Annotated in this window: 23 protein-coding genes; 6 read left to right on the top strand and 17 right to left on the bottom strand. The window is 41.8% G+C overall.

The genetic code is table 11. The annotated features are described in order from the left end of the window. Position 1: 1 nt before the first annotated feature. The 14 genes from fliP to HC733_RS07995 form a co-directional block, all read right to left on the bottom strand. Positions 2-742, bottom strand: a complete 741-nt coding sequence (gene fliP, locus HC733_RS08060; protein WP_190364542.1) for a flagellar type III secretion system pore protein FliP — start codon at positions 740-742, stop codon at positions 2-4. A gap of 1 nt (position 743) precedes the next feature. Next, positions 744-1136, bottom strand: a complete 393-nt coding sequence (gene fliO, locus HC733_RS08055; protein WP_190364541.1) for a flagellar biosynthetic protein FliO — start codon at positions 1134-1136, stop codon at positions 744-746. After that, positions 1133-1534, bottom strand: a complete 402-nt coding sequence (fliN, locus tag HC733_RS08050) for a flagellar motor switch protein FliN (RefSeq protein WP_190364540.1) — start codon at positions 1532-1534, stop codon at positions 1133-1135. The genes fliO and fliN overlap by 4 nt, the downstream gene beginning before the upstream one ends. A gap of 28 nt (positions 1535-1562) precedes the next feature. Further along, positions 1563-2654, bottom strand: a complete 1092-nt coding sequence (fliM, locus tag HC733_RS08045) for a flagellar motor switch protein FliM (RefSeq protein ID WP_190364539.1) — start codon at positions 2652-2654, stop codon at positions 1563-1565. Positions 2655-2662: 8 nt separating this feature from the next. Continuing rightward, entirely contained in the window at positions 2663-3184 is a 522-nt protein-coding gene (gene fliL / locus HC733_RS08040; RefSeq protein ID WP_190364538.1) for a flagellar basal body-associated protein FliL, read from the bottom strand. Between the two features lie 56 nt (positions 3185-3240). After that, positions 3241-5229 carry a flagellar hook-length control protein FliK gene (locus HC733_RS08035; RefSeq protein WP_190364537.1) on the bottom strand — a complete coding sequence of 663 codons (1989 nt, stop codon included), beginning with the start codon at positions 5227-5229 and terminating at the stop codon, positions 3241-3243. A gap of 87 nt (positions 5230-5316) precedes the next feature. Beyond that, positions 5317-5757, bottom strand: a complete 441-nt coding sequence (gene fliJ / locus HC733_RS08030; RefSeq protein WP_190364536.1) for a flagellar export protein FliJ — start codon at positions 5755-5757, stop codon at positions 5317-5319. Then, the gene (gene fliI / locus HC733_RS08025) at positions 5757-7088 is read right to left on the bottom strand and encodes a flagellar protein export ATPase FliI (RefSeq protein WP_190364535.1); all 1332 of its coding nucleotides are present in this window, start codon (positions 7086-7088) and stop codon (positions 5757-5759) included. Before fliI ends, fliJ begins: the two co-directional genes overlap by 1 nt. Before the next feature lie 14 nt (positions 7089-7102). Next, positions 7103-7921, bottom strand: coding sequence for a flagellar assembly protein FliH (gene fliH / locus HC733_RS08020; RefSeq protein WP_190364534.1), 819 nt, complete (start codon positions 7919-7921; stop codon positions 7103-7105). Between the two features lie 3 nt (positions 7922-7924). Further along, positions 7925-8965 carry a flagellar motor switch protein FliG gene (fliG, locus tag HC733_RS08015; RefSeq protein ID WP_190364533.1) on the bottom strand — a complete coding sequence of 347 codons (1041 nt, stop codon included), beginning with the start codon at positions 8963-8965 and terminating at the stop codon, positions 7925-7927. Further along, complete coding sequence (gene fliF / locus HC733_RS08010; protein WP_190364532.1) at positions 8958-10667, bottom strand: flagellar basal-body MS-ring/collar protein FliF; 1710 nt, start codon at positions 10665-10667, stop codon at positions 8958-8960. The genes fliG and fliF overlap by 8 nt, the downstream gene beginning before the upstream one ends. Before the next feature lie 22 nt (positions 10668-10689). Beyond that, entirely contained in the window at positions 10690-11022 is a 333-nt protein-coding gene (gene fliE / locus HC733_RS08005; protein ID WP_190364531.1) for a flagellar hook-basal body complex protein FliE, read from the bottom strand. Between the two features lie 153 nt (positions 11023-11175). Next, entirely contained in the window at positions 11176-12561 is a 1386-nt protein-coding gene (locus HC733_RS08000) for a sigma-54-dependent transcriptional regulator (protein WP_190364530.1), read from the bottom strand. Further along, the gene (locus tag HC733_RS07995; RefSeq protein WP_190364529.1) at positions 12558-13661 is read right to left on the bottom strand and encodes a sensor histidine kinase; all 1104 of its coding nucleotides are present in this window, start codon (positions 13659-13661) and stop codon (positions 12558-12560) included. The genes HC733_RS08000 and HC733_RS07995 overlap by 4 nt, the downstream gene beginning before the upstream one ends. Positions 13662-13835: 174 nt before the next feature. On the opposite strand from HC733_RS07995, the gene HC733_RS07990 reads away from it, so the two are divergent. Further along, entirely contained in the window at positions 13836-14450 is a 615-nt protein-coding gene (locus HC733_RS07990) for a DNA-3-methyladenine glycosylase I (RefSeq protein WP_190364528.1), read from the top strand. On the opposite strand, the gene HC733_RS07985 is transcribed toward HC733_RS07990, so the two are convergent. Beyond that, positions 14437-15876, bottom strand: coding sequence for a sigma-54 dependent transcriptional regulator (locus HC733_RS07985; RefSeq protein ID WP_190364527.1), 1440 nt, complete (start codon positions 15874-15876; stop codon positions 14437-14439). The two genes, HC733_RS07990 and HC733_RS07985, sit on opposite strands and share 14 nt — an antisense overlap. Positions 15877-16022: 146 nt before the next feature. Next, the gene (locus tag HC733_RS07980; protein ID WP_190364526.1) at positions 16023-16805 is read right to left on the bottom strand and encodes a flagellin N-terminal helical domain-containing protein; all 783 of its coding nucleotides are present in this window, start codon (positions 16803-16805) and stop codon (positions 16023-16025) included. 221 nt (positions 16806-17026) lie between these two features. On the opposite strand from HC733_RS07980, the gene pseB reads away from it, so the two are divergent. The 5 genes from pseB (at position 17027) to HC733_RS07955 (ending at position 22407) form a co-directional block, all read left to right on the top strand. Next, a complete protein-coding gene (pseB, locus tag HC733_RS07975) occupies positions 17027-18028 on the top strand; it encodes a UDP-N-acetylglucosamine 4,6-dehydratase (inverting) (protein WP_190364525.1) in 1002 nt (333 codons plus the stop codon). 15 nt (positions 18029-18043) lie between these two features. Next, positions 18044-19201 (top strand): UDP-4-amino-4,6-dideoxy-N-acetyl-beta-L-altrosamine transaminase, encoded by a 1158-nt coding sequence (gene pseC, locus HC733_RS07970; RefSeq protein ID WP_190364524.1) that lies wholly within the window; start codon positions 18044-18046, stop codon positions 19199-19201. Then, positions 19192-20073 carry an aldo/keto reductase gene (locus HC733_RS07965; RefSeq protein WP_190364523.1) on the top strand — a complete coding sequence of 294 codons (882 nt, stop codon included), beginning with the start codon at positions 19192-19194 and terminating at the stop codon, positions 20071-20073. The genes pseC and HC733_RS07965 overlap by 10 nt, the downstream gene beginning before the upstream one ends. Positions 20074-20139: 66 nt before the next feature. Next, complete coding sequence (locus HC733_RS07960) at positions 20140-21285, top strand: Gfo/Idh/MocA family protein (protein WP_190364522.1); 1146 nt, start codon at positions 20140-20142, stop codon at positions 21283-21285. Positions 21286-21321: 36 nt separating this feature from the next. Beyond that, positions 21322-22407 carry an FkbM family methyltransferase gene (locus tag HC733_RS07955; protein ID WP_190364521.1) on the top strand — a complete coding sequence of 362 codons (1086 nt, stop codon included), beginning with the start codon at positions 21322-21324 and terminating at the stop codon, positions 22405-22407. Here the strand turns inward: HC733_RS07955 and HC733_RS07950 are convergent. Then, positions 22404-23468, bottom strand: coding sequence for an FkbM family methyltransferase (locus HC733_RS07950; RefSeq protein ID WP_190364520.1), 1065 nt, complete (start codon positions 23466-23468; stop codon positions 22404-22406). The genes HC733_RS07955 and HC733_RS07950 overlap by 4 nt on opposite strands. Between the last annotated feature and the right edge of the window lie 132 nt (positions 23469-23600).

Raw genomic sequence — 23600 nt, 5'->3', positions numbered from 1 at the left:
ATTAGACTCCTAACCCAAAACTGCGAGCCAAGGTGCCCATAACTAGCCCCCAACCATCAACGAGTACAAAGAGCATAATCTTAAATGGCAATGAAACTATCATCGGCGAAAGCATCATCATACCCATTGCCATCAAAACACTGGCAACCACTAAATCCACGATAAGAAATGGAATAAAAAACATAAAACCTATGATAAAAGCCGTTTGTAGTTCACTGGTCACAAAAGCTGGGATAATCACCACAAAAGGCGTATCCTCGGGTTTATCCAATTTGTCATAACCTGCTATTTTGGCAAAGGTTTCTAAGTCCTTAATGCGCGTTTGAGAGAGCATAAAAGCTTTCATCGGCTCCTTGGCTTGCTCCAGTGCTTGCATTGACGTTAGCTGTTCATTCAAATATGGCTGTACCGCCCTGTCATTTATTTGGCTAAAGATGGGAGCCATAATAAAAAAAGTTAAAAACAGAGACATACCTAAAAGAATTTGATTTGAGGGGGACTGCTGAAGACCAATTGCTTGACGTAAAATAGCCAGCACTACAATGATTCGAGTAAAGCTGGTCATCATAATAACAGCGGCAGGAATAAAGCTCAGCGCAGTCATTATTGCGAGTACTTGCAGTGTTACAGAGTACTCTTGCGAGCCATCAGGATTGGTTGTTACGCTTAGAGCATCAATCCCTTGCGCGCCAGCATATGGGAAAAAACCAAGACCAACGAGTAATATCAGTAATCTAATCATGTTAATTGTTCTTATTGTTTTGCTTGCCCATAAATTTGCTTAACTCTTTTGCAAAAACAGGTATATCCGCTTGTTCAAGCGGCTTTTCAAGCAGATATAAATAGTTGATACTATTAGGTGTTACACCAAGTAAATGCTGTTTATTGTCAATCTCAACCACCATCAACCGCTCTTTAGTTCCAAGCGGTAAACTACGGATCACCTTAAAGTCTTTACTATTGCCGATATTTGGATTGAGCTTTTTAACCAACAAACCCAGTCCTATCACCAACAAGACGACCAACATCAGTGACAAGCCCATAGACAACAATTCTGAGCTGAAGCCAGGGACATTTTGTGCCGCTTGCGCAGGCAGGGCTGCACTTAGCAGCAGCCCCGTGATTATCTTTTTCATCGTAGCTTTTTAATTCGTTCAACTTGGCTAATCACGTCGGTCAAACGAATACCAAATTTATCATTCACTACAACTACCTCGCCATGCGCAATCAAGGTGCCATTAACTAATACATCCAACGGCTCACCCGCAACTCTATCTAATTCAACAACAGAGCCTTGGTTTAATTGCAATAAATTACGGATATTAATTTTAGAACGCCCAACTTCCATTGATATGGTAACTGGTATATCTAAAATAGTATCCAACTTACGTTTTTCGTCAGGAGATATATTGGCAGTAGAATCTTTAAGCTCATCGAGCCCCGCTACTTCTGGTTCACTGCTTGGCGCTTCAGACTCTTCAGCTTCAGCCAATGCCGCAGCCCATTCGTCCATTGTATCTTGATCATCGCTCATACTATCAAAACCTTAATATAATCAATCTTTACCAGTCTAAATCCACACCTTCCGACAGATGTAGATCTTCTTCTAATTCAGCTAACTCTGCATCCGAATCAAGCTTTTTACCACCTTTGGTAAACACGTGTAGTTCTGATTTAACAGATTCCGGACGCTTGATTTTCTCACTAATTTGCAACGCAACATTATCTCTTGAACGACCCATTTTTGCTCTAAAAGTAGGAAGTTCTTCAATAAACACAGTAATATATTCAGGCATTTCAACAGGAATAACATCGCCTGCTTTGAGTTCCATAATCTGCGCCAAAGTCAGATCAATTTCTAACAACTGCGTTGAAAGCTCAACTTCTACATCCATTATTTCGTCGCGTAGAGCCTTACTCCAGCGTAAATCGGTGTCTTCAGTGTCAGATTGTACACCGGCATCTAGTAGTTCCCTGATAGGCTCCAACATGGAATAGGGCAACGAAATATGAAAATCTCCGCCACCGCCATCTAGTTCAATATGGAAAGAGCTAATAACGACCACTTCGGTAGGACTAACGATATTGGCCATTGCGGGGTTTACTTCTGAGTCTAAGTACTCAAACGACACATCCATAACGGGTGCCCAAGCTTCTTTATAATCTTCGAAAATTATTTTTAGAAGCATCTGCACAATACGGCGTTCGGTTGGTGTAAATTCACGTCCTTCGATTTTCGCGTGATATCGACCATCGCCACCGAAGAAATTATCAACGAGAATAAATACCAGTCGCGCTTCCATGGTGATTAAACCAGTACCTTTTAGTGGCCTAAAGCGCACCATATTTAAACTTGTTGGTACAAATAAGGTGTGAATATATTCGCCAAACTTCAACATTTGCACACCGTTGATTGAAACCTCGGCCGTGCGGCGCATCATGTTAAACAAGCTGATACGCATATGTCGTGCAAAACGTTCGTTTACAATTTCCAGGGTCGGCATCCGACCACGAACAATACGATCTTGCGAAGAAAAGTCATATTGCAGCGCGGTGGAGTCACCGTCATCACCATCATTGATGTCTTCCTCATCGACTTCATCAACACCATGCAATAGCGCATCGATTTCGTCTTGGGATAATAAATCACTCACTTAAGACCTCACTGCATTACAAAGCCGGTGAATAGCACACGTTCAATGACTTTACTGCCTTCAACCCCTTCCATTGCGGCTTGAACTTTGTCAACAGCTGACAAACGCAAAGTTTCTTTACCAGCACTGGTACTTAGCTCATCCGCTGTTGTAGTTGAAAATACGCTTAACAAAGTGCCTTCGATAAGGGGAATATGTTTTTTGGCAATCTCTTCATTTATATCCCCTCTTACGAGTAGCTGCACCTTGATTTGGACAATACGATCGCGGCTAGCACCTGGTACATTAAATACAAATGGCCTTGGCATTGCTACATAAAGTGCGCTACCTGTTTTGGCAGATGCACTAGTAGATTGTAAAGCTTCAGTAGCAGTTTCTTCCTCCGCCAACGTTTCTACAGGGGCTTCATCAGAAGAGCTCAAGAACAATACTCCAACTACTACCAACACCACTGCTACAGCAGCCGCGATGATAATTTTCTTTTTATTACCACCTGCTTCTTCAATTTCTAAATCGGTTTCTTCTGCCATATTAATCCTTGTTTAAGCTACAAAGCTAAGGGCCTATTTCTATATAATAGCAGTAGTTAGGCGTAATAATCTATTGAAGAACCATCGTTTACAACTCGTTGTGTTGTATTAGGAGAATTTTGCTCATCCTCTACTTGGGCAGTCAATTCAGATTTTGCGCCATGCTGCTTAGAACCAAAACCCTGTTCACTTTGAGAGCCATCGCCATGCTCAATGTTACTCTGTCCAAGTTCAATGCCTTGCTCAGCCAACATTTCTCTTAACTTGGGCATAGATTGTTCAAGCAGGTCTTTGGCCTGTTGGTTCTGTACCACAAAATTAACTTGGGCCTGCTCAGCATCAGTACGGATGCGTATTTGCATCATACCAAGCTCTCTTGGGTCTAAACGGATCTCTGCTTCTTGGTTATTTAAATTAAGCATCATTGATACTTTTTCTTGTAGCATTTTTGCCGCGTCATTTCTGGCAATATTTACCGCTTGCAGCATCTGCGCATCTACTTGCACTTTTTGCGTCGAAGCATGACTTTGTTGATGCTGTATGCTTTGAGGTGCTTCTTCTAACTGCTGCATGTATTGAACAAATTCACTAGCTTGAGACTGAGGTGAATTCGCGCTTACTTGAGGCGTCACAATCGCTTTGAATAGTTGTTCAACCTGAGGAGTTGGCATGCTTTGCGCCAAACTAGCAACTGAATTGGCCCCGTCTTGCTTGGTGTGTGCACCAATTGCCTTTTCTGCATCACCAAGGTTTACTGCTTTAAGACTCTCTTTTACATCACTTTTTAAAGCATCTTTATCAACTTTTGTGCTGTTATAAGTGGCAGTTTTGTTTACAACTACCGATGCGCTTGCGGTAGCAGTATCAACGTTAATCGACTGTGGTTTATCTATATAGGCTTGCTTTTGTTCTAGTGCTTTTAGTTGCTCTAACGCTCGCTCAGCCATTGGGGTCGCTTTGCCTTCATTCACAAGCTGCTGTAGCCCTTGCTGTAAAGCACTTCTTTCACTGGGCGTTAATGACGTCAACTTTTGCTGTAATACCTGTTCTGTGGTTTGTTCATCAGTAAACCCAGCGCCAATACTTTCTTTTGCAGAACGTGACTCAGCCTGCTTAACCAGCTCGCTTATTTGCTTGGCTAATTCATTTTGTTTACCAACTACGCCTTGGTCTTGTGCTGTTTTGGTGGTTTTGTCACCGTGTAAAGAGGTATCGTCCACTGAGCTTTCTTGCGGTTCATTCAAATTCCCCCATTCAGAGGTCAATGGAGATTTCGATTGAGTTGTTTCAACCTTACCTTCTTTGTTATCAGCAAGTTGACTTAACTTACCTTTGAGCACATCCGCTTTATCTTGTTGCGCAGCCTGCGTCAGCTGCTTTGATTTTTCTTCATTCAATGGCTGCTCGGTTAATTTTGCTTTTGTGACCTCTTCCTTGTCAGCATTTTTAGCATCTAAATCAGCAGTGCTATCCGTTGATATCTCTCCAGCATTGAGTTTGTTATTTTGTTTTTTCGAAGAGTCAGTCATTTGAGCATCATTTTCAGAGGTGGTGCTCTTGCCATTCATCTTATTTAACGCTTGTAATGCACTAGTATAAGTCAAACCTTGTCCGCTTGAATCAGCACTACCGTGAACAGTTACTGTGGTTTTTTGTTGATTTGACGCATTAATCTGTGCCAGTAAATCATCTGCCGCTTTTGGTGTAGACGCCTGCGCCTCATCACCTAACTCAGAATTTGCTTGCTGAGCATTCTCAGTGCTTTCTTCAGACTTGGAAGTTGCTAAGGACTGCTCATTTGCAAGCGTTTGTTGTACTTGCTCTTGATCAATCTGATCTTGCGATGACTGTTCATCTAAGTTAGTGATGAGTGTATCAGATGCGGCTTTTTGCTCCTCTGCTTGGGCTTGTTCCGTGAGCTGCTGCAAGGCAAGTAAAAAGCTATTCGGCTCACCTGAAGCGCCTTCACTTTGGGTATTCATTGACTCAAAAGCACTCGCGTCACTACCTGAGACTTTTGTATTATTAAACGTTACATTTAGCATATAGTTACCTGCCGAAGCGGCAATTTAGAGCCGCAATTACATCACTATGAAGTTGTCAGCAAAAATCAGGCCACATTAAGTTCAGCTTCAAGCCCGACGACGCATAAATTGGTTTGTAGCAAATTCATCAAGCATCTTTTGCTCAGCTTTATCCAAGCGTTTTTGGCGCTCAAGCTGTTGCTTTTCAATCAGTTTAGCAATAGCTTTTGCTTTGACTTGCTGAGCAAGCCACAGTCTTTTTCGCTGCTCAACAACCTGCTTTGCCGTATTCACTGTTCGTGCTTGCTGTTGGATTGCTTCTTCAATTTTCTTAATAAACGCATGATACTGGGTAAAACCACTACTGGATAAACCTTGCTTTGCTTTGAGGTGAAGCTGTTGACTATACTCAAGGCGAAAGTTATTGAGTCCAGACAGCTTTTGTTGATTGTCATTAAGGTGATGCTGCGCCTGCATATAATTAACACGCAAAGATTCTTCTTTGTCAGCTTCTAATTTGTAAAGTAAGTCAAGTTTGTTAGCAGCCATTATTCTTGTCCTAATAATTGTGCAAGCTCTTGCAGGCATTGGTCATAATTGAGCACTTCTTTCATCCCTTGCTGTAAAAACGCGTTTATTGAGGGCATCATCTTGATTGCTTGATCAAGCATAGGATCACTCCCCCTTTGATAAGCGCCCAACGTGATCATGTCCTTATTTTGTTGATACATTGAGTAAACTTGTTTAAGAACACGCGCTTGCTGAAGGTGTCGCTCGGAGATAACTTGCGGCATAACACGACTGATTGATTTTTCTATATCAATTGCAGGGTAATGACCACTGTCTGCCAAATCTCTTGAAAGAACAATGTGACCATCAAGTATCGCTCGCGCCGAATCAGCAATCGGGTCTTGCATATCATCCCCTTCACTGAGTACGGTAAAAAACGCTGTGATTGAACCTTGCCCATAGCCACCATTACCCGCTCGTTCAACCAACGCAGGTAGCTTGGCAAATACCGACGGTGGATAGCCTTTCGTCGCGGGCGGCTCACCAACGGCAAGTGCTATCTCACGCTGCGCCATGGCATATCGAGTGACGGAGTCTAGCAACAACAATACGTTCAGACCTTGATCTCTAAAATACTCGGCAATGGTTACTGCACTTTCGCAGCCTTTAAGTCGCATTAGCGGTGAGGCATCAGCGGGGGCTGCAACCACAACGGAGCGCTTACGACCTTCGGCACCAAGAATTTCATCAATAAACTCTTTAACCTCTCGACCACGCTCACCAACAAGGCCTACAACAATAACATCCGCTTCACTACCTCGCGTCATCATGCCAAGCAATACTGACTTACCAACGCCACTGCCGGCAAATAGACCCATACGCTGGCCTTGGCCTACGGTTATCACCGAATTTATCGCTCGTACTCCCACATCAAGAGGCTGACTAATGGGCCTTCTTGCAAGCGGGTTAATAGGATTCTGCGCAAACTTGAGCTTATGCTCGGCATGAATAGGTCCAAGTCCATCTAATGGTCTACCTAGACCATCCACCACTCGCCCCAGCAAACTCATGCCTACAGGCAAACCCGTTTCTTTTAATTGTGGAATGACGCGAGCGCCTGGTAATACACCCGAAATATGGTCATTAGGCATTAGATACAGAGTGTCGTCATTAAAGCCAACCACTTCAGCATCCACCAGCCCTCTGATGGTTTCGATTTTACATTGGCTACCTATCGGTGCACTAAGACCTTTTGCTTCAAGCGTCAACCCAACAACACGGGTCAAGCTACCAGCAACAGGCACAGAAAACTCTCTTATATGCTTTTTATATTTTGACAAACGCTCGGTTAGCGGACTTTCAACACTCATTGTGTAGCCAAAAATTACGACTCGATACCACTGTTATGCAAAAATTCGTCCAAGATTTCTTTCATACGCGTTTTAAGCGTCATATCGATGGAGGATTGCGCCGTTTTAACTTCAACGCTGCCTCTATCCAAGGTGGGTTCAGGTAACAAGTGCCAATGCTGCGCACTGAGTTGCCCTTCTCCATATGCATCTTTCACTACTTCTAAGTCATCAGGATGCAAGTGAATTTTAACTGTTTGTTCTGCAATGGGCAGTGCATCCATTGCTTTTTTGAGCGCTAATAAAACAAGCTTTTGGTCTTGCTCTACTTCTTTAAAAATAACTGCTTGCGCCAATAAATTGGCAAGCTGAACCAATTGCTTTTCACATTGTTCGTCAACCAAACGTAAAGGCTCATGTAATTCATTAATAATGAGGGTTAATGCTTGGAGCTTTTCTTCAATCAGCGGCTTGGCCTCATCATGTCCTTGCTGTTTACCAATCTCTATACCTTCTTTGTAACCCGCTTCTTTTCCTTCCGTAACCCCTTTATCAAAGCCATCAATATAACCTTGTTCATGACCTTGCTTAATGCCTTCATCGTAAGCATCTTGGCGGATCTGCTCAAGCTCTTCTAACGTCAGTGTTGGAAATTCTGGCTCTTGCTCCTCTTGCTCTTGCTTTCTTTGTGCAGGTTTTTGATATAACTGTTCCAAAGGCTTACCAAAAGCGGTCGAGCGACCAGAATACTTGCGAGGATCTTCGGCTACATCTGGGATCGGCCAATTCTTCAAAAGCTCGTCAAGCGCTTCGCCCTCAACAGGGCGACCTTTATAAAACTTGGTATCGCTCATAGGTTATAGGAACTCCTCACCACCACCACCGCCAAGCATAATCTCACCTGAATCAGCGAGGCGACGGGCTGTAGATAGGATCTCTTTTTGCGCCGCTTCAACTTCACTAATACGCACCGGTGGCATTGCTTCGAGGTCATCAGCCAACATTTCGGCAGCACGTTTTGACATGTTGCTGAGAATTTTCTCTTTAAGCGCGTCATCTGTACCTTTGATGGCTTTCATAAGCACATCTTGTTGAACCTCGCGTAAGATAGTTTGAATACCCCTATCATCAACATCCAGTAGGTTTTCAAATACAAACATAAGGTCTTGAATTTGTTGAGACATCTCTTCGTCATGCTCACGAATTGAATCCATAAGCTGACCTTCGATATTGGTATCTAAGTAGTTCATGATGTCTGCAGCAGCTTTGAGACCACCCATCTTCGCGGCTTGTGCACCCGCTTGACCGGCAAACTGTTTCTCCATAATTTCATTAAGTTCTTGCAGTGCAGCCGGTTGAACTTCTTCTAAGTTAGCAATACGCATCGTCAAATCTAGTCTCACTTTTTCTGGGAACTGAGATAAAATTTCCGCGGATTGCTCAGGCTCTAAATAAGACAAAACAATGGTTTGGATCTGAGGGTGCTCGTTGCGAATAATATTGGCAACCTGTTTTGAGTCCATCCACTTAAGTGAATCCAATCCTTTCGCACCAGAACCCATAACAATCTGATCAATAAGACTTGCTGCTTTATCTTCACCAAGTGCAGCGGTAAGCGCTTTTTTGATGAAATCTTCAGATTGGAAACCTATTGTACTAAAGCTTTGGATTTGCTCGATAAATAAGTTATGAACCGCGCTAATTTTTGCTTGCGATAAATCATCTAGCGCCGCCATAGCCATACCTACACGTTGCACTTGCTTAGGCTCTAAATGTTTTAAAATTTGCGCGGCATCTTCTTCGGATAAACTTAACAATAAGATGGCGGCTTTATCGACGCCATCTAATTTATTTACGTCATACGCAGCGGGTAATTTTTTTTGTTGTTCATCAGTCATCTTCAGTTAACCACGCTTTCACTACTTGTGATGATAATTCAGGTTCATTGGCAACCAGTGCACGCACTGCTTTAAGTAAATCTTCGTCACCATGTAAGTCTGGTAATTGTAAAGTACCATCTGATGAGAAGCCAACAGCTGATGAATCAAACTCATGACTTAGCATATCTAATGTACTGTCTCCCAAATCAACACCCGCAGTTAGTGAATCTTCATCAAACTCTTCTAACGTATCATCTGGATAGATTAGACGTTTCAACATTGGTCTTACTACCGCCAAGATAAGTACGATAATCACCAAGGCGCCCAATGCTAATCGAGTCGTTTTCATAAACCACTCTTGCTCCCAAAGTGGCACTTCTGCAACTTCGGTTAAATCCTCGCGAACAAACGGCACGGTAACCACTTCTAACGCATCACCACGTTGCATATCAAAGCCAACACCACCTTGTAATAAACGACGAATGTTAGACAGCTCTTCTTGGGTGCGAGGCTCTAATGTTACCTTGCCTTCTGCATCGGCCTTAGGCAAGTAGTCTACGGCCACTGACACACTGATACGACGGATAACACCCGTTTGTTGACGCTTATGACTAATTGTAGTGTCTAATTCATAGTTTCGCGTTGCTTCTTTTTGCGAACGACTTGGATTGCTAGCACTACCAGCACTACCATTACCAGCAACTTCTGGAATATTCGAATTTAATGGCGGCTGGTTGGTCAATGCCCCTGGGATGCCTGCGGCTATTCCGCCTATATTACTCTCTTCAAAAGTTGTTTCACTGCGTACTGCTGGTAAGTCAGGGTTATAACGCTTCTGAGTTTCTTCAACGGCACTAAAATCCATGGTTAAATCAACTTGCGCGGTAAATTTACCCAGACCAACGACAGGAATAAGGATACTGTCAATTTTCTCTAAGTATTCTTGCTCTCTCTTACGCTCAATTTCGTACTCTTTGCGAGAGCGAGCAGCGAGAGAGTCTTGAGAACCAGAATTCAATAAACGACCATTCTGATCTGTAACCGTGACTCTTGCAGGCTCCAACCCTTGAACAGCTGATGCGATGATATCAACAATAGAGTCTACTTCTTCGCCATCTAGCGTTCTGCCACGCTTTAGGGTAAGCACCACTGTTGCTGAAGGCTTTTTCTCGCGTCGAGCAAATACGTTTTCTTTAGGAATAGCCAGTAACACCTTGGCACGACTAACATCGTCTAACTCTTCGATGGTACGTGCTAACTGCTGCTCTCGGCTATGCTTGAGACGTTCACGCTCTAATCTTTGGCTCACCCCAAAGCCCATGTCCTGCATTAAAATGTCAGTACCTGAACTTGGCGCCTGCGTAAAACCGTCTCTGGCCATCTGCAACTTTATTGTTTGATAGTCGCTTTCTGCCACCATGATGGTGTTACCATCTAACTCATAGTCAATTTTTTGAGCATCTAAGAAGTCCAGTGTTTGCACTAACTCTTCCGTAGGATATTGTCCAAGTGGACGCATATCTGGCTGACGAGCCCAAATGATGATAAATACTGCTATCGCTAAACAAATGGCTAAGGCAATTACTAAAGTAACTTGGCGTAGCATATCAACGCCACTTAGCGCACTCAGATAACCTGATTTTTGCTCTTGTTGCTCATCAACATCAACGCCTGAGACGCCGTCTGATAAAGCAAGTTCTGTTGATTGATTCGTTGCCACAGTTACTCTCCACTACCTAAGCTTAAACAGGCATGCTCATAATTTCTTTATAAGACTCTACAAGCTTATTTCTAACTTGTACCGTTGCTTCAAATGCGACTGAAGATTTTTGAGAGGCTATCATGACTTCCGCCAGTGACACGCTGCGGTCTCCCATTTCTAACGCCGTTACTTTTGATTTTGCCTCTTTTTGCAAGCCATTAACAGTATTGATGGCATCTGATAGCATCTGTCCGAATTGCGCAGAAGAATTTGCCGATGACTGCACAGGCAAGCTATCTTGCGGCTTATTGCGCGTTGCTTCGAGCGCCAGCGATTGCATTTCTTGATATAAGGCATTGGGTTGAATGTTCATAGTGCTCACCCTTGTAACTAAAGATACATAGATAATGCACGATGCATGCCAAAATAAATACCATCTAAAACAGCCACTTATGATGAATTTTTAACTGTCATGATTTTGACAAGGATAAGCCAGTATGAAACTGGCTTATTTTGTTTTGGAAGGTTAAGCAGGTAGCGGGATCCCCATATCACGCATTTTCGCCAATTTATATCGCAAGGTTCTTGGACTCATCCCTAACACCTCTGCAACTTCTTTACGCTTTCCTTGATATCGAGATAGGGTATCCAAAATCATTTGGTGTTCCTTATCTTGCAGCTCAGCTTTGTAACTCTGATTTTCTCCACTGTCTGATACATCACACAAAGTGGTCAGTTCAACTTCAACATGGTGCTGCGTACTTGCGTCAGTTTTTGACTGCGTTGGCTGATAACTTTCTATGAAAATATCGTCTGCAGAAACCTGCCCACCTTGTTGAAGGATAAGCGCTCTTTGTACAACATTATCCAATTCTCGAACGTTGCCAGGCCATTGATGAGAGAGCAGCTTCTGCTTAGCTTCACTTGTAAGTGTTGGAACTGGCTTGCCAGCTTTCACACAATGCCTTGAAATCAAGTGTTCAGCGAGTACCTCAATATCTCCAGGACGCTCGCACAGTGGCAACCATGTCAAAGGAAATACATTGAGTCGATAATACAAATCTTCTCTGAATTTACCGGCAGCAACTGCTTCTTTAAGATCGCGGTTGCTCGTAGCGAGTACTCGTACATCAAGCTCAATCGTTTTGCGACCACCAAGTCTTTCAACTTCACGCTCCTGCAGAACCCTCAGTAACTTAGCTTGCAATCCTAAGTCCATCTCGGTTATTTCATCGAGTAAAATAGTACCTTTTTGGGCTTGTTCAAACTTACCTGGGCAGGCTTGTATCGCCCCAGTAAATGCACCTTTTTCGTAACCGAATAAGGTAGCTTCAAGCATATTTTCTGGGATAGCAGCGCAATTTATTGCAACAAATACTTCCTCGGAGCGATCTGATTTATCGTGGATATATCTTGCAAGTACTTCTTTACCTGAGCCACTTGGACCGAGCACCATCACACTAGCATCAGATTTAGCCACCTTAGCGGCAAGTTCAAGTAGCTTTAAGCTTTTAGGATCCTTAACAACCGGACCCTCCGTCTCTTTATCTTTTGGCGGCATATAGCGACTAACCATGTTCAGCAACACTTCTGGCGCGAAAGGTTTAGCCATATAATCAATCGCACCGAGTCGCATTGCCTCAACAGCATCATCTATCGTTGCATAAGCCGTCATCATTAATACAGGTAGATCCGGATAATTCAGTTTGATAGTTTTGAGCAAATCAATACCACTCATGGCACCCATTTGTACATCACTTACAACCAAAGAAAAACTCTGTTGTTTTAACAAAACCACTGCCTGTTCTGCGCTTGATGCCTCAACACAATCAAACCCTGATAACTGTAAGGTGTCAATCAGAGCTTCTCTTAGCCCTGCATCATCTTCCACCACTAAAATAGAATGACTCATACAACCTCCAATTGTTCGGTATTGAATGAAATTGGTAAAAGTAAGCTAAAACATGCGCCGCCACTTGGCAGATTCTTCACTTGAGCTTGACCTTTGTGAGAATTCGCCACAGAACTAACAACAGCAAGCCCAAGGCCTGTGCCTTGGCTCTTTGTCGTAAAAAATGGCTCAAATATTTTGTCTATCATTTGCGGGTCTACGCCAGGCCCATTATCACATACTGAAATACGTACTTTGTCGTGTTCGCGCACTGCAGTTACCGTAATTTCAGCGCCAGCACCAATAACTTGGATACTATTGTGAATTAGGTTTTGTATCGCACTTGCAAGCGCTGTTTTGTTACCTATTACCGCAATGTCTGGCTCCGGCAACAGCACTTCTAAAAAGCTGTCGTTCATCGCAACCAAGGCATCTGAGCCAGCCTTCACTTCATTCAGTAATTGCTGCATTGAAACCGTTTCAACAACCTGTTGCTCACCACTTTTTGCAAATAGCAGCATGTCATTCACTTGTGATTCGAGATCTTTAAGTCTCGACATCAGCTTTTCATGAAATCGCAAGTGAGATGCTTTAGGTAATCCAGAGCAGCCCAAATTGGCGGCATAAAGCATCGCCGCGGATAGAGGCGTACGTACTTGGTGCGCCAGTGATGCCACCATTTTTCCAAGCGCGCTTAAGCGCTGCATATGTGCGACGCGAGATTGTAAACGACGCGTTTCAGTCAAGTCTGTCATTAAGATCAATTGTCCTGGCTCTGGCGCGAGCGCTGTAATATCAAGCTTGATTAAGCGACCGTCTTTAAGAGAGATCTCATGACCATCATCTTGTTGAGGATTGAAGGAGCGCTGGATGATATTAAACCATTTCTCACCTTCAAGTGGCTCCCCAAGCATATCAATGGCTATTTGATTTGCTTTTGCAATCATGCCTTGCCCATCAAGCACAATTACCCCTGCAGGCATCGTATGTACAAGATGGCTTAACCAACTTGCTTGCTGTCTCAGCTCACTCAGTTCACCTACATATGCTTCTTGCAGAAGGCCTGGACTAAATGGTGCCGATGGCACGAATTGTGGATTCAAAACATGTGCTAATGCCATAACATAGCTCTCTAAATAAAACTCTACAGTGATAAATGCAGGATTTGGGCCAAAATTAAAATACTTTAATATCAACACTTTGAATCCAATTTACAGCTGACACAATTTTGACACTGTATTTTTATACAGTTTAATGTAAAATCAATGAGATTATATTAAAAAAGGATATTCTCGATGTGTACACGCTGCTTATGGCTTGACCAAACTAAAGACGACTACGTCCAATATCACGACAAGGAATGGGGTATACCCGTTATAGACGACCAAACTTTGTTCGAGTTTATAACGCTCGAGTCAGCACAAGCAGGCCTTAGTTGGTACACTATTTTAAAAAAACGAGAAGGATATAAAGCGGCATTTGCCCAATTTGATGTGCAAAAAGTTGCTGCCATGGGAGAGCAAGATGTTAAGCGTTTAATGAGCGATCCGACAATTGTGCGCAATGAAAAAAAGATCTGGGCTACTATCAATAACGCAATCGCATTTATTGAAATACAAAATACCTATGGTAGTTTTGCTAATTATCAATGGCAGTTTGTAAATTACTCCCCTATCGTCAATCAAATAAACAGCAAAGCTGATTACCCTTCTCAAAGTGAAATAAGTGTCGCGTTCGCTAAAGATTTAAAGAAAAAAGGATTTAAATTTTTGGGCCCGACCACGGTGTACGCTCATATGCAAGCATGTGGAATGGTAAATGACCATGATAATCAGTGTTTTAGAAAGTCTCAAATCATAGAGCAATACGCGGGCCTAGATATTGCGTCAATGCTCACTAATCGCGATTAAGGTTGTACTTTTTCATCTTCTCAACAAGCGTGGTACGTCTTACGCCAAGTACTTCGGCTGCACGTGCCACAACATAGTCATAACGCTCTAAAGCTTGCGTTATCAAGCTAACCTCTAAATCGGCCAAATACTCTTTGAGCTCAATACCCTCATCAGGTAACAAGCCATGTGGCGCACCATTCATACTCGATGTCATAGCGTTTTCTTCTTCATCATCAAAGTCACTAAAACCACCACTAAACAATTCGTTGAAAGCGTCTTTTTCTAGTAATTCTTCCGGATATTCTGGCTCGTAAGCATCCACTTCAATATAACGATACTTGTTTGGTAAATCTGTGACATCGACGACTTTATCGGGAAACATTATTACCATACGTTCCACTAAGTTTGCCAATTCTCGAATATTACCAGGCCAGTCATGTGCTTTTAAACTTTCTATAGCGCGCTCTGTAAATTTAGCCGTGCTACCACTTTGTTCATTGACACGACGCATAAGCTCTTTTAACAAAAGAGGAATATCATCGGCACGCTCATTAAGTGAGGGGTTCTCGATAGGAAATACATTTAAGCGATAAAATAAATCTTCTCGAAACTTACCTGAATCTATCATAGATTCTAAATTGCGGTGCGTTGCTGCAATGATCCTTACATCAGCTTGAATAGGTTTGGTGCCACCTACTCTCTCATAGCTACGCTCTTGTAAAACACGCAATAACTTCACTTGCATCTGCAATGGCATGTCACCGATTTCATCCAAAAATAGCGTCCCGCCTTGAGCCAATTCAAAGCGCCCTTTACGAGCAGAAATAGCACCAGTGAATGCGCCCTTTTCATGTCCAAAGAGTTCACTCTCTAGCAGCTCTCCAGGGATAGCCCCGCAGTTAACCGGTACAAATGGTCCTTGGCAACGTTTTGATAGCAGATGCACATTTCGAGCGACGACTTCTTTACCCGTTCCCGATTCGCCTAAGATCAGCACATTTGCATCAGTACTTGCCACTTGAGAGATCAAAAAGCGCACTTGTTTGACCGCCTCTGTTTCTCCCACCAAACCGTCAAAAGTTTTACTATCTTGTTTATTTGCCTTACCAGGCAACATACGCTGATACTGTTGACAGTCATGCAATAGCTGCATAGTCACATCATGACTGAAAGGCTCTGAAATAAGTCCAACAACGTTTGCTAAACTCAACAATGGTTTTAGAGTTTCACCAATTAATAGAAATGGTGAGGCTGGTGTCGATTTGATGAACTGCTCATGATCAAGCTCAGACAATGCGCCTAAAACGATAATGGATTCTTTTGAAAAGGTGTATTGCTCATTTATATCAGACTCATCTATCACCTCAGCCCTTTGACCAACAAATGTCAAAGCACTACAAAGACTACTCGCTCTATTATTATTATTGTCTAAGATCAAAATCATCTTAAGAGTCCAACTACTTTTGGCGTGAATATATTATGATTGTAAGGTAGTTGAGAAGGGATGCAATACCTTGGTGGCAAGTTTTTGACACTTTCGCCAAAAAAATGCCACCAGCAATGACTTAAGTCAATACTTTCGTATCAATTTTATAACAATCCAAGTACCGCGGATGCAGACTGATTAGCCTGCCCTCGCAGAGCAATGGATGCTTGTGAAAGAATATCGTTTGCAGTTTGCTCTGAAACCGCCTTTGCATAATCAGTATCTTGAATACGACTTTGACTAGCAGCGATATTTTCTCTTTGATTATCAGCACTTCTTATTGTGCTTGATATGGCATTTTCAAACGCACCTAACTGAGTACGTTGCGAATTCAAATCTTGCGCGACGGTATCCGCCACATCAATTGCTGCTTGAGCCCCCGCAGCAGTCGAGATATCGACGCTTAAGATTGGATTTGCAAAACTACCATCTGTTTGAGTCAAAGTTTGCGTAGTAAGCGCGTCTGGCCCAACCTGAAAACTCGTATCCTCACCATTGAAAAGCTTCGCGCCACCAAATGTTGAGTTTTCGAAAGTTTCTGTAATTTGCGTTTGCAGTTGTGTCACTTCCTCTTGAAGTGCTGCACGGTCAGAGTCTGTTAACGCACCATTGCCAGATTGAATTGACAGCTCTCTAATCCGAGAAACCGCATCATTGACACCTGATAACGCTGAATCTGCCGTCTGAGCATAAGAAATGCCATCATTCGCGTTACGAATCGCCTGACTGTAGCCATCTTGTTGCGAAGTTAAGCGATCTATTATTTGCAATGCAGCTGCGTCATCTGCGGCTGAATTAACGCGCTTACCCGATGCTAACTGTTGGTTAAGTTTGTTAGTAGTATTTTCAATTTTATTAAAAATACTACTTTGTGGTTGGATTTTCATACCTACCCCCATCAAGTGGTACTAGTTTTAACCATACTCTTTTCTACACAAAAAGTCACCTAAACATCAATAATTCCTCTGTGCGAAGCATAAATACTGCAAAAACTAGAAAACTGATATAAAGTATTGACTAGTATTCGATTTATGGGTTCTGACAGAGGCAAGCAAATTTCCTTTAAAAGAAACTGTAAAGATTTAATTGCACCTCAAGGTAGGCAAGTATGTTCAACAATAAAACTATCCTAATAACAGGTGGAACTGGCTCCTTCGGGAAAAAGTACGTCAAAACTTTATTAGAAAAGTATAAACCCAAAAAAATCATCGTTTTTTCTCGAGATGAGCTAAAACAGTTTGAAATGCAGCAGGACTTTAACGACAAATGCATGCGTTACTTCATTGGTGATGTTAGGGATAAGAGCAGACTTCGCAGAGCCATGCAAGGCGTTGATTTTGTTATTCATGCTGCAGCTCTTAAACAGGTCCCAGCTGCAGAATACAACCCAATGGAGTGTATTAAAACTAATATCAACGGTGCTGAAAACGTCATAGAGGCAGCGTTAGATACTAATGTTGAAAAGGTAATTGCCTTATCAACAGACAAAGCGGCAAACCCAATAAACTTATATGGTGCGACCAAACTCGCTTCTGATAAATTATTCGTTGCAGCAAATAATATGGCAGGTGGCTGTCGAACTACATTTTCGGTTGTCAGATACGGTAACGTGGTGTGTTCTCGCGGCTCTGTAGTACCTGTATTTCAAAAGTTTATCGATGAAGGGAGGGACCACATCCCTGTCACTCACGATGAAATGACTCGATTTTGGATAAGCTTACAGCAAGGCGTTGATTTTGTACTAACTAACTTTGCAAGAATGCTCGGTGGGGAAATCTTTGTTCCCAAAATTCCTTCGATTAAAATAACCGATTTAGCAAAGGCTATGGCACCTGATTTGCCTGTTAAAATTATTGGTATTCGCCCTGGCGAGAAGCTTCATGAAGTTATGTGTCCTGCGGATTTATGCTTTGAGACCTATGAGTACAATGATCACTTTGTTATCGCACCGGGAATAAAATTTAGTAGCCGAAGCAATGATTTCACTGTCAATGCGTTAGGAGAAAAAGGCAAAAAAGTCGCACAGGGCTTTGAATATAATTCTTTAACTAATCCTCATTTTTTAAGTGTTGAGGAAATTAAAGAGTTTAATCACAAAGCGTTACCATAAAAAAGACTACCGACTATGATCCCCTACGGAAAACAAAATATTTCAGAGCAAGACATTTCTGCAGTTGTAGATGTATTGCGTTCTGATTGGTTGACCCAAGGTCCGAAGGTGCCTGAATTCGAGGTAGCCATAGCCAATTATTGTAACGCCAAATATGCCTGTGCTACCAACAGTGCTACGTCTGCGCTACATCTAGCTTGCCTTGCATTGGATGTGGGCAAGGATGACATTGTCTGGACGTCACCAATCTCATTTGTGGCCTCAGCCAATTGTGCAGTCTACTGCGGCGCGCGAGTTGATTTTGTTGATATAGACATAGCAACGGGTAATTTGTCTGTTGAAAAACTAGCAGCTAAACTTGAGCATGCAAAGCAAAACAATATGCTTCCGAAAGTTATTATTCCCGTTCATTTAGCTGGCCAATCATGTGATATGGAGCGCATTTTTGCGCTTACACAACAATATCAAATTAAAATAATTGAAGATGCATCTCATGCAATTGGAGCAAAATATCAGAATAACCCTGTTGGTTGTTGTAAATACTCTGATATTACGGTTTTTAGCTTTCATCCTGTGAAAATAATAACCTCAGCAGAAGGCGGCATGGCCACTTGTAATGATGCTCTGTTAGCCAAACGAATGAAGCGTCTTAGAAGCCATGGTATAACTAATGACCCCGTTGAAATGACTGAACCAAGTCATGGTCCATGGTATTATCAGCAAATTGAACTTGGCTATAACTATCGAATGACCGAGCTTCATGCCGCGCTTGGTATAAGCCAATTTGCGAGACTCGACCAATTCACGACTAAACGCAATCAACTCGCACAAAGCTATATTTCAGCTTTAACAGCTCTCCCAATAGAGCACTTACAGCAAAATCCAAACTGTTACTCTAGCTATCATTTGTTTATTGTTCGATTGCTATCTGATAACAAACAACAGCATGCAAAGCTGATATCAACACTAAGACAGCAAGGCATTACGAGTCATTTACACTATATACCTATACATCTTCAGCCATATTATCAACAGCTTGGATTTCGTGTTGGTGACTTTCCAAATGCAGAAAAATACTATCAACAAGCGATGACTATTCCACTCTATCCTGACCTAACACAGAATGAACAGCAAACTGTCATCGAAACTATCAAAACAGCATTATGCGATTAGCTCTAGGAACAGTTCAGTTCGGACTGGACTACGGTATTAGCAACAAAAGCGGGCGACCATCGCTTTCAGAGGTTGAGCGTATATTACGCTTAGCAAATACCGAAAATATTAAACTGCTAGATACGGCATTAGGTTATGGTGAAAGCCATCAATCACTAGCAAAATACCAGCCTCTTCACAGCCAATTTAGTATTGTAACTAAGTTGCCACCTTTGCAAGCAAATATGTTTACTCAAGCCGATGTTGAGCTATATATTCGTTACGTTGAGCAGTGTTTTTCAGATCTAAAATGCTCATCGTTAAAGGCACTGCTTTTTCACCAAGCATCTGACGCTTTTAAGCTAGGTGTAAAGCCATTGATCGACTACCTAGTAAAGCAGCAACAAAAATGTCGGATAGAAAAGCTTGGCGTTTCCATTTATTCTGGCACACCAATCTCTCTCTTTTTTGAATCGAATTTCATCAACTTAGTACAGTTGCCTTTTAACGTATTTGATGACTACTTTAAAAAGGCAGGAGCTCTGAAAGCATTGGCCAGTCATGGCGTGGAGATTCACTCCCGCTCGTGTTTTTTACAAGGCTTGCTACTTATGCCAATTGAGCAACTCACACCCTACTTTCATCCTTGGTTGGCGCAGCTGGAAATGTTTCATAAACAAGCCAAACATCATAATGTTTCTTTACTGACGTTATGTTTAGCTTACGTGGTAAAAGAGCCTGAAATAAAACAAATTCTAGTAGGTGTAAACTCAGAACAAGAGCTCATCGAAATACTTGAAGCATATCAAAAAGCAACAACTATAGACCCAAAGGAACTAATAAATATGGCTGTTGATGACCCGAAGTTGACCAACCCAGCTCTTTGGAACTAATAAATCTACTTATCATTTTAAGCAAGCTGCCGATAACAACCAGTATACCTAGATAAGGCCCTAACAATGCTCGAAAAAGAAAATACAAGATTAAAACTCGCTTTTATAGGAGGGGGTAATAACTCTGCGGTTGGTTATGTCCACTTCGCAGCCAGCCAGCTAGATAACAAGTTTGAAGTTGTAGCAGGCGCATTTTCTAGAGATCACAAAGAAAATCAGGCCACTGGACAACGATGGAGTATATCTTCAGAACGTATATACGATTGTTGGCGAGATTTAATAAAAGCAGAAAAGAACCATGTAGATGCAATGGTCGTCCTCACACCAACACCACACCATATCGAAGTACTTGAAGCTCTCCTGCAAGCCGATATCCCCATTATTTGTGAAAAGGCATTAGTAACTGGACCAAGTGAGATAAAAAGGGTTCAGTCGTGCTACAACCGTTCCAAGCACTTCCTTGCCGTCACTTACAATTATAGTGGCTACGCCATGGTGAGAGAGCTTAAGCATCTGATACAAAAAGGAACATTAGGTGTTATCCAAAAAATCCATTTGGAAATGCCACAAGAAGGGTTTCGACGTCCGCCTGACATTGCAGGAAAACCCGCAATGCCGCAAGCTTGGCGCTTAAAAGACTGTGAAGTTCCAACCATCTGCTTGGATCTCGGGGTACATTTACACCACCTTTCTAGTTATTTATTGGAACTTGAACCCACACATACAATTGCGCAGTTTACCAATCACTCACAGTATCCAAATTTAGTCGATGATGCATACCTACTGCTCAAATACCCAAATAATATTCGTGGTAGTATGTGGATGTCCAAAACTGCAATCGGTCATAGAAATGGCCTTAAAGTAAGAGTTTATGGCGACCAAGGTAGTGCTTGTTGGGTACAGTTAAACCCTGATGAACTAGAGTTGAACTACAATGACGGCCGCCGTGAAATTTTAGACAGAGCTGGTCAATGCCAATACGCAAACCAATTCAGGTATAACCGTATGAAGCCAGGACATCCAACTGGCTTTGTCGAGGCCTTTTCAAATCTTTATAGTGACATTCACACTGAACTTCTTCAGTTTTTGTCTAATTCTGATGAAAAGAGCAGCTATGTGTTTGGCGTCGATCAATCCAGTGATGGGTTAAACTTGTTTAGTGCTGCAAAAGCCTCAGTGGAGTCGGAGCAGTGGGAAGTTATCTCAAAATAACAAGTACGTCACAATATAAGAAAGTGGGAGAGCTACATGAAAGATAATCAACAGGTCGCTATATATGGTGCCGGTGGCAACGGACAGAAAGTTTACCGTGCACTTAAGCAAAAAAATATAAATGTCGCGTTTTTTATAGATCTATACAGTGAAGCAAGCGACTTTGATGGATGCCCAATATATAGGCCAAGCGCAATCCCTGATAAATCAGTACTCACGCTTGTGTCTGTTTCATGTATAAGTGAAACCATCAAACAAGATCTGCTCCAAAAAGGGGTTGAATCTTGTATGAACATGAATGAAATAATTGAACATTATCCCTATGTACTAGATGAGTTTTTACGTCTAAGTGATAAACAAAAACTCAGTTCAAGCGTTGAAAAAGATGCCAAGGAACTAGCTTGGTTGAGATCAATTTTGGACGATGAGCCAAGCAAGCGTTGCTTGGATGATATTCTTGCTTATCGACGTTCTTTGAACAGTGAGTATTATGTAAAAAATGATTGGCTGATACAGTACTTCCCGCCTTGGTTGCTTGAACTACCACTTTGGAAAGATGGTATTAGTTTTGTTGATTGTGGGGCATATATTGGTGATACACTCGATAGTGTTGTAGCAACATTAGACAAAGCGAATATTAAGATCAACTCTATCCTTTGTTTTGAACCCGATCCGGCTAATTACTCAAGCTTACAGAACAAAGCTTACGAACTCAGAGATAAACCCTTCAGCACATACTTATTTCCATGTGGTGTCTGGCACAGTAATACAATTTTAAGTTTTGATGCATGCCAATCTCAGGGGAAATTTGACTACACTAAAAATATTCTTGAGTTGGGTAAATCTTTACCAGTGGTTGCACTTGATCAAACTTGTATCGGTTCAAAAGTGAATTTCATAAAAATGGATATTGAAGGCACTGAACCACAAGCTATTGATGGCGCAAAGCAAATAATTCAAACCTCGGCGCCTTTGTTGGCAATTTCTGTTTACCACAAACCAGATCATTTATGGCAGATAGCTAAACAAATACACGAGCTCAATCCCAACTATAAGTTTAGACTACATTGCCATGGTGATTTTGGGTTAGAAATTATTCTTTACGCCATTCCTGTTAACTAAACAGCGAACAAAACGGTTTCGCTATACCCCTGAGTATAATGTCTTAAATAAAATTTATACTCAGGGCACAGAGCTTTTAACATGATAGGCACTTGGGTTAAATGCTCAACACGGTGATAAACACTGACCGCCAGTTTTGGTCTATGTTGTTGAATTAACTTCTCCATACCTTTTAGAACTTCAACTTCGAAACCTTCTACATCCATCTTGATAAAGTCAGGCTGTAATTCGTTTTGCTTACAAAACTTATCTAAATAGGTTTGTTGTACAGCAACTGCCCCCTGTTCATCACCGCTTTCAACCACTTTTGAAGACGTACCAGAAACATTAAAATAAACAGTTTTCTCAGAGCTTCCAACCGCAGCAGCTACAACTTGTACCGAGTTAGATCTTTGATATTTTTTTTGTAAAACTTCAACCTGCTCTGGGATTGGTTCAAAAAGATAAGCACACCCTTTATTTACATGTCTCAGAAAACGCTCAGAATCACTGCCATCATATGCACCTAAGTCAAAGAATATGGAACCTTCTTCAAAAGGCAGGATAAATGGTTCAATATACATATTGGTAATATCAAACTTAAATCCATCCATAAACGTCAGGTCATAGTTATTCCTAAAACCAACAACAGCATCAAAAGTATGCTTGGATTCATCGTCTGCCAGCCAGCTTTTAACTTTTTCATAGTCCCGTTGATTTGATTCCCAGTGACTGTTAGCACCTTCCCAAAAATCAATCTTTGGACAATCAAATCCAGACTCTCTATAAAAAGAGAAGTAATCACAATAAGTTAGGCCTTTATTTTTTAGTAATTGATTAACATCAATAGGGCGGCTGTTAGTTACGGCGCTGATAACAACTGCGTTATCTGGAACATCAATGAGTTTGATACAAGGTAGGCCGTGGAATGAATCTGAACTATAAAAGTTGTCGACAACCGCTTCTAGCGCAATGTTTTGATCTTTAAATATATCTATTAGAACCTGAGCTTCCGCAGTTGTACCAAAGATATAGCGCTGCGCATCAACAGCTTTAAAACATTGCCAAAACTTCTCGTCCATATCTACCCCAGCCTACATTTACGTTACTTTTTCGTTAAGTATAGTTTAAACTGAAGAATTTTCGATGTTTTATTAATTATTTCATTTCTAATTAATACGATACCTCTTCTCAATGTGCAGTTTATGCCGTCA

It is taken from the genome of Pseudoalteromonas sp. S16_S37 (assembly GCF_014694405.1).
In the GTDB taxonomy this organism is placed as follows: Bacteria; Pseudomonadota; Gammaproteobacteria; order Enterobacterales; family Alteromonadaceae; genus Pseudoalteromonas.
This window is presented reverse-complemented; position numbering and strand designations above follow the sequence as displayed.

Excerpts from the sequence above, each read along its gene's own strand:
- fliL (WP_190364538.1), bottom strand. The coding sequence starts at position 3,184 with ATGGCAGAAGAAACCGATTTAGAAATTGAAGAAGCAGGTGGTAATAAA.
- HC733_RS07965 (WP_190364523.1), top strand. The coding sequence starts at position 19,192 with ATGCGATTAGCTCTAGGAACAGTTCAGTTCGGACTGGACTACGGTATT.
- fliP (WP_190364542.1), bottom strand. The coding sequence starts at position 742 with ATGATTAGATTACTGATATTACTCGTTGGTCTTGGTTTTTTCCCATAT.
- HC733_RS07980 (WP_190364526.1), bottom strand. The coding sequence starts at position 16,805 with ATGAAAATCCAACCACAAAGTAGTATTTTTAATAAAATTGAAAATACT.
- fliO (WP_190364541.1), bottom strand. The coding sequence starts at position 1,136 with ATGAAAAAGATAATCACGGGGCTGCTGCTAAGTGCAGCCCTGCCTGCG.
- fliG (WP_190364533.1), bottom strand. The coding sequence starts at position 8,965 with ATGACTGATGAACAACAAAAAAAATTACCCGCTGCGTATGACGTAAAT.
- fliN (WP_190364540.1), bottom strand. The coding sequence starts at position 1,534 with ATGAGCGATGATCAAGATACAATGGACGAATGGGCTGCGGCATTGGCT.
- HC733_RS07990 (WP_190364528.1), top strand. The coding sequence starts at position 13,836 with ATGTGTACACGCTGCTTATGGCTTGACCAAACTAAAGACGACTACGTC.
- fliE (WP_190364531.1), bottom strand. The coding sequence starts at position 11,022 with ATGAACATTCAACCCAATGCCTTATATCAAGAAATGCAATCGCTGGCG.
- HC733_RS07955 (WP_190364521.1), top strand. The coding sequence starts at position 21,322 with ATGAAAGATAATCAACAGGTCGCTATATATGGTGCCGGTGGCAACGGA.
- HC733_RS07950 (WP_190364520.1), bottom strand. The coding sequence starts at position 23,468 with ATGGACGAGAAGTTTTGGCAATGTTTTAAAGCTGTTGATGCGCAGCGC.
- HC733_RS07985 (WP_190364527.1), bottom strand. The coding sequence starts at position 15,876 with ATGATTTTGATCTTAGACAATAATAATAATAGAGCGAGTAGTCTTTGT.
- fliI (WP_190364535.1), bottom strand. The coding sequence starts at position 7,088 with ATGAGTGTTGAAAGTCCGCTAACCGAGCGTTTGTCAAAATATAAAAAG.
- HC733_RS07995 (WP_190364529.1), bottom strand. The coding sequence starts at position 13,661 with ATGGCATTAGCACATGTTTTGAATCCACAATTCGTGCCATCGGCACCA.
- HC733_RS08035 (WP_190364537.1), bottom strand. The coding sequence starts at position 5,229 with ATGCTAAATGTAACGTTTAATAATACAAAAGTCTCAGGTAGTGACGCG.
- HC733_RS07960 (WP_190364522.1), top strand. The coding sequence starts at position 20,140 with ATGCTCGAAAAAGAAAATACAAGATTAAAACTCGCTTTTATAGGAGGG.
- pseB (WP_190364525.1), top strand. The coding sequence starts at position 17,027 with ATGTTCAACAATAAAACTATCCTAATAACAGGTGGAACTGGCTCCTTC.
- fliH (WP_190364534.1), bottom strand. The coding sequence starts at position 7,921 with ATGAGCGATACCAAGTTTTATAAAGGTCGCCCTGTTGAGGGCGAAGCG.
- pseC (WP_190364524.1), top strand. The coding sequence starts at position 18,044 with ATGATCCCCTACGGAAAACAAAATATTTCAGAGCAAGACATTTCTGCA.
- fliJ (WP_190364536.1), bottom strand. The coding sequence starts at position 5,757 with ATGGCTGCTAACAAACTTGACTTACTTTACAAATTAGAAGCTGACAAA.
- HC733_RS08000 (WP_190364530.1), bottom strand. The coding sequence starts at position 12,561 with ATGAGTCATTCTATTTTAGTGGTGGAAGATGATGCAGGGCTAAGAGAA.